At 70.4% G+C, this 5,196-nt stretch carries 5 protein-coding genes; 4 read left to right on the top strand and 1 reads right to left on the bottom strand.

Features of this window, described 5'->3' with window-relative positions:
* The first annotated feature begins 138 nt into the window (after window positions 1-138).
* Entirely contained in the window at window positions 139-1,176 is a 1,038-nt protein-coding gene (locus ABTZ89_RS35455; RefSeq protein WP_351053211.1) for an MBL fold metallo-hydrolase, read from the top strand.
* Window positions 1,177-1,223: 47 nt separating this feature from the next.
* Here ABTZ89_RS35455 and kstR read toward each other — a convergent pair whose 3' ends face one another.
* On the bottom strand, window positions 1,224-1,832 hold the full coding sequence (gene kstR / locus ABTZ89_RS35450; protein ID WP_270949248.1) for a cholesterol catabolism transcriptional regulator KstR: 609 nt from the start codon (window positions 1,830-1,832) through the stop codon (window positions 1,224-1,226).
* A 162-nt stretch (window positions 1,833-1,994) separates the two neighbouring features.
* Between kstR and ABTZ89_RS35445 the strand changes: the two genes are divergently transcribed.
* From ABTZ89_RS35445 to ABTZ89_RS35435, 3 genes are read left to right on the top strand one after another with little or no spacing between them, the layout of a single operon-like run.
* Window positions 1,995-3,251, top strand: coding sequence for a glycosyltransferase family 4 protein (locus ABTZ89_RS35445; protein WP_351053208.1), 1,257 nt, complete (start codon window positions 1,995-1,997; stop codon window positions 3,249-3,251).
* 2 nt (window positions 3,252-3,253) lie between these two features.
* Window positions 3,254-3,976 (top strand): methyltransferase domain-containing protein, encoded by a 723-nt coding sequence (locus tag ABTZ89_RS35440; RefSeq protein ID WP_270949318.1) that lies wholly within the window; start codon window positions 3,254-3,256, stop codon window positions 3,974-3,976.
* Window positions 3,963-5,036, top strand: a complete 1,074-nt coding sequence (locus ABTZ89_RS35435; protein WP_351053205.1) for a glucosidase family protein — start codon at window positions 3,963-3,965, stop codon at window positions 5,034-5,036. The genes ABTZ89_RS35440 and ABTZ89_RS35435 overlap by 14 nt, the downstream gene beginning before the upstream one ends.
* Window positions 5,037-5,196 lie beyond the last annotated feature (160 nt).

Raw genomic sequence — 5,196 nt, 5'->3', positions numbered from 1 at the left:
GTGGTCGTCGGTTTGTACTTTGGGTTGCGGGAGTAGCCCAATGTACTCACGGGTCTGAGCCGCCGGAAAGGTCCGCAGTGCCGCCGGCTTCCGGGTTAGGCTTCGCGGAAGGACATTTCGAACGGCTGGAGGTCAGCGGTGAGCGACGGTGCGGTGGAAGCCAGGCACGCCTGGATCGAGCCAGGGGTGTTCGAAGTGGCTCCGGGCGTGCACCGGATTCCGCTGCCGCTGCCCAACGACGGTCTGCGCGCGGTCAACGTCTACGCCATCGAGGACGAGGACGGGCTGGTGCTCATCGACTCCGGCTGGGCGCTGGACGAAGCGCGCGGCCAGCTCGAATCGGCGCTGGGCCAGATCGGGTACGGCTTCGAGGACATCCGGCGCTTCCTGGTCACCCACGTGCACCGCGACCACTACACCCTCGCGGTGACGCTGCGCCGCACCTTCGGCTCGCAGATCAGCCTCGGCGCGGGCGAGCAGCCGTCCCTGGACGCGATCCTGGCCGGTGACCAGGAAGCCGAAGCGGAGCGGCTGCGGCGCTGGGGCGCCGGGGATCTGCTGGCCAAGCTCGCCGAGGCCTACGGCGGGAAGGCGCCGAAGACGCGCAGCCCTTACGAGCTCCCGGACGAGTGGCTGGACGGCAAGGTCGAGGTACCGCTGAAGTCCCGCACGCTGCTCGCCGTGCCGACGCCCGGCCACACCGCCGGGCACCTGGTGTTCCTGGACTCGGCGTCCTCGCTGCTGTTCTCCGGCGACCACATCCTGCCGCACATCACGCCGTCCATCGGCGTCGAACCGGCGCGGCCAGAGCTCCCGCTGCGCGACTACATGGATTCGCTGCGCCTGATGCAGTCCTACCCGGACATGCGGCTGCTGCCGGCGCACGGACCGGTCGGCGGGAGTTCGCACAGCAGGATCACCGAACTCCTGCAGCACCACGAAGAACGCCTGGAGCAGACGGCCGGCACGATCCGCGACGGCGCGGGCACGTCCTACGAAGCGGCGCTCAAGCTCGGCTGGACCCGCCGCAACCGCGACTTCGCGGACATGGACCTGTTCAACCAGGTCCTGGCCGTCGGCGAGACCAACGCCCACCTCGACGTCCTGGTCACCCGAGGCGTCCTCACCGTCACCACCCACGAAGACGGCATCCTCGAGTACGCCCTCGCCAAGTGAGTCCCCGGCTCGGTGTCAATCTCGCACGAAATTGACACCGACCGGACTCAGGCCAGCAGCAGGCGGACGGTGAGTTCGAGGCGGTTGGAGACGTCGGAGGCGGAGGCCCGCCGGGTCACCCAGGCGACCAGGTTGGACAGCCAGACGTCGCCTATCACCCGGGCGATCGCCTTCTCCTCCTCGGTCGGCTCGCCTTCGGTCATGGCGTTGGTGAAGAAGCGCTCGACGAGCGCGGCGACCGTGTCCACTTCGGCCGCCGCGGAGGTGTCGGCGAACATGAACGCGCGGGTCATCGCCTCGGTCAGCTGCGGGTTGCGCTGCAGCGAGCGGGTGGTGCGGTTGAGCACGAACATGACCCGCTCGTAGGTGGTGTCCCCGGGGATCTTGGTCCGGTCCAGCTTGTCCTGCGCGCGCTCGAACTCCCTGGCCAGGCCGGTCACCAGCAGGTGGACCTTGGACGGGAAGTAGCGGTAGAGCGTGCCCAGGGCGACGTCGGCCTTCTCCGCCACGGTCCGCATCTGCACCGCGTCGTAGCCGCCCTTGGTGGCCAGCGCGATGGTCGCATCGATGATCCGCTTGCGGCGTTCGTGCTGAGCCGTGGAACCGGACTCGTCGTCCCGCAGCGCCTGCAGGACGTTTCGCGAGGTGCTTTCCATGCCGCGTGGGTCCCCTCGAAGTCTGGTTGTCGAAAACCGCGTGTTCGTCGCCACGCGGCCAGTCGCCCCACCACCCTCACGGGTTAAGGTGATCGACGTGGTTCGATCAGAACATGTTCCAGTCTACCCAGTCCGCGCGCCGCGGGCTGTGTGAGGTGAGCCGTGCGGATCGCGTTGCTGTCCTACCGGAGCAAGCCGCACTGCGGCGGGCAGGGCGTCTACGTCCGGCACCTCAGCCGGGGGCTCGCTGAGCTGGGGCACCACGTCGAGGTGTTCTCCGGGCAGCCGTACCCCGAGCTGGATCCGGGCGTGGACCTGACCGCGGTGGACAGCCTCGACCTCTACAACGACGCCGACCCGTTCCGCACCCCGAACTGGCGCGAGCTGCGGGACGGCATCGACCTGCTCGAGGTCGGCACGATGTGGACGGCCGGCTTCCCCGAACCGCTGACCTTCAGCCTGCGCGCGGCCAAGCTGCTGCGCGCCCGCGCTCACGAGTTCGACGTGGTGCACGACAACCAGTGCCTCGGTTACGGGCTGCTGGGCCTGCAGCGCGCGGGAATTCCGCTGGTCGCGACCGTGCACCACCCGATCACCCACGACCGCCGGGTCGACCTCGCCGACGCCACCGGCTGGCGCCGCCTCGGGCTGCGCCGCTGGTACGGCTTCACCCGCATGCAGGCCAGGGTGGCGCGCCGGATCCCGCACCTGCTGACCGTTTCGGAATCCTCGGCCACCGACATCCGGCGCGACTTCGGCGTTTCCCCGCAGCAGCTCCAGGTGGTTCCGCTCGGCGTCGACGCCGACGTGTTCAAGCCGCCGACCGCACCGCGCGTTCCGGGCCGCATCGTGGCGATGGCCAGCGCGGACACCCCGATGAAGGGCATCGGCACGCTGCTGGAAGCCGTCGCCAAGCTGCGCACCGAGCGCCAGGTGGAACTCGTTCTGGTCGCCAAGCCGATCCCCGGCGGACCCACCGAGCAGCTCATCGACGAACTGGCCATCAACGACACGGTGCGGACCGTGAGCGGCATCAGCGACGCCGAGCTCGCCGAACTGCTCGGATCCGCCGAAGTCGCCAGCGTCCCGTCGCTGTACGAGGGGTTCTCGCTGCCCACGGTGGAGGCGATGGCCTGCGCGACGCCGCTGGTGGCCAGCCGCGCCGGGGCGATCCCGGAAGTCGCCGGCGCCGACGGCGAGTGCGCCGACCTTGTGCCGCCGGGCGACGCGGAAGCGCTGGCCACCGCGCTGGCCCGGCTGCTCGACTCGCCGGAGCGGCGGCAGCGGCTCGGCGAGGCCGGCCGGGCGCGGGTGCTGGCGAAGTACGACTGGAAGTCGGTGGCAGCGGCCACGGTCGACTGCTACGCGGAAGCGATCGCGCGCACCCCGCGCGCACGGAAGGGAGCAACGCTTTGCTGACGGTGGACTTCGACAGGCTCGGCGTGCAGGCGGGGCAGCGGGTGCTGGACCTGGGCTGCGGCGCGGGGCGGCACGCCTTCGAGCTCTACCGCCGCGGCGCGGACGTGATCGCCTTCGACCAGGACGTCGCGGAGCTGGAGAACGTGGCGGCCATGTTCGGCGCGATGAAGGCCGAGAACCAGGTCCCCGACGGCGCCAACGCGCAGACCGTCTCCGGTGACGCCCTCGCCCTGCCGTTCCCCGACGAGCACTTCGACGTGGTCATCGCCTCGGAGATCATGGAGCACATCCCCGAGGACGAGAAGGCCATGCGCGAGCTGGTGCGCGTGGTCAAGCCCGGCGGGCGCGTCGTGGTCACCGTGCCGCGCGCCTGGCCGGAGAAGATCTGCTGGATGCTCTCCGACGAGTACCACCAGGTCGAGGGCGGGCACGTGCGCATCTACAGCGCCGACGAGCTGATCGGCAAGCTCACCGACGCGGGCCTGCGCCCGGCGTTCCACCACTACGCGCACGCGCTGCACTCGCCGTACTGGTGGATCAAGTGCGCCGTGGGCACCGACAACGACGACCACCCGCTGCCCAAGGCCTACCACAAGATGCTGGTGTGGGACCTGATGAAGGGCCCGTGGCTGACCCGCACCGCGGAACGGCTGCTGGACCCGGTCATGGGCAAGAGCATCGCGGTCTACCTGGGCAAGCCGGGAGCGGCCCGTGCGGGGGCCTGAAGTCCCCGGCGTGCTTTCGGCCGACCAGGCCGTGCAGACCGGGCGGGCCATCGCGGCGACCCAGCTGGAGTCCGGTGCGATCCCGTGGTTCGTCGGCGGGCACGTGGACCCGTGGGACCACGTCGAATCGGCGATGGCGCTGTCGGCGACCGGTCTGCTGGCCGAGGCCGAGCGCGCGTACGAGTGGTTGCGCACGACCCAGCGCGCGGACGGATCGTGGCCGCTGCAGGTCCGCGACGGCCGCGTCGAGGACGCCGGGGCGGACACCAACTTCTGCGCCTACCCGGCGGTCGGCGTGTGGCACCACGTGCTGATCAGCGGTGACGACGCGTTCGCCGAGCGGATGTGGCCGGTGGTGCGCACCGCGATCGGCTTCGTGCTCACCGCGCAGCGGGAGCGCGGCGAGATCGACTGGGCCATCGGCGAATCCGGGATCCCGACCGGTGAGGCGCTGCTGTCCGGCTGCTCGAGCATCCACCACAGCCTGCGGTGCGCGCTGGCGCTGGCCGAGCACCTGGACCAGCCGCAGCCGGGCTGGGAGGTGGCGCTGGGACGGCTCGGCCACGTCATCCGGCACCACCCGGAGGCGTTCACGCCGAAGACCCGCTACTCGATGGACTGGTACTACCCGGTGCTCGGCGGTGCGCTGCGCGGCGAAGCCGGGCGCAAGCGGCTGTTCGAGCGCTGGTCGGACTTCGTGGTCGACGGCCTCGGGATCCGCTGCGTGGACGACCACCCGTGGGTCACCGGTGCGGAGACCTGCGAACTGGTGCTGAGCCTGGAAGCGGTCGACGAGTACGACCGCGCCCGCGAGCTGCTGGCCGCGATGCAGCACCTGCGCGATCCGGACGGTTCGTACTGGACCGGCCTGGTCTACGCCGACAACAAGCGCTGGCCGGAGGAACGCTCGACCTGGACCGCGGGCGCGATGGTCCTGGCGGCCGACGCCCTGTCCCGAACCACGCCGGGCAACGGCATCTTCCGAGGCGAGAAGCTCCCCTCGGGCCTCCCGGTGGAGAACGCCACCTGCTGCGAACTCGAGAACGTCTCCGGCACCTGACCCCCCGCACCGCGTGCCCGCATCGCCGTCCGCGCCACGGGCTTCCGCAAATTCAATGGAAATCAGACGTCCGATTTCCATTGAATTTGCGGACCTCGTCCACGGCACCAGCTGGTCCGGACACGCCTCGGCATGTCGTGTCCCGACACGCCGGGGGACC

This window comes from Saccharopolyspora sp. NPDC002686 (assembly GCF_040295745.1).
GTDB classification, from domain to species: domain Bacteria; phylum Actinomycetota; class Actinomycetes; order Mycobacteriales; family Pseudonocardiaceae; genus Saccharopolyspora; species Saccharopolyspora oryzae.
The sequence above is the reverse complement of the archived record's forward strand: the minus strand, read 5'-3'. Positions and strand labels throughout refer to the sequence as shown.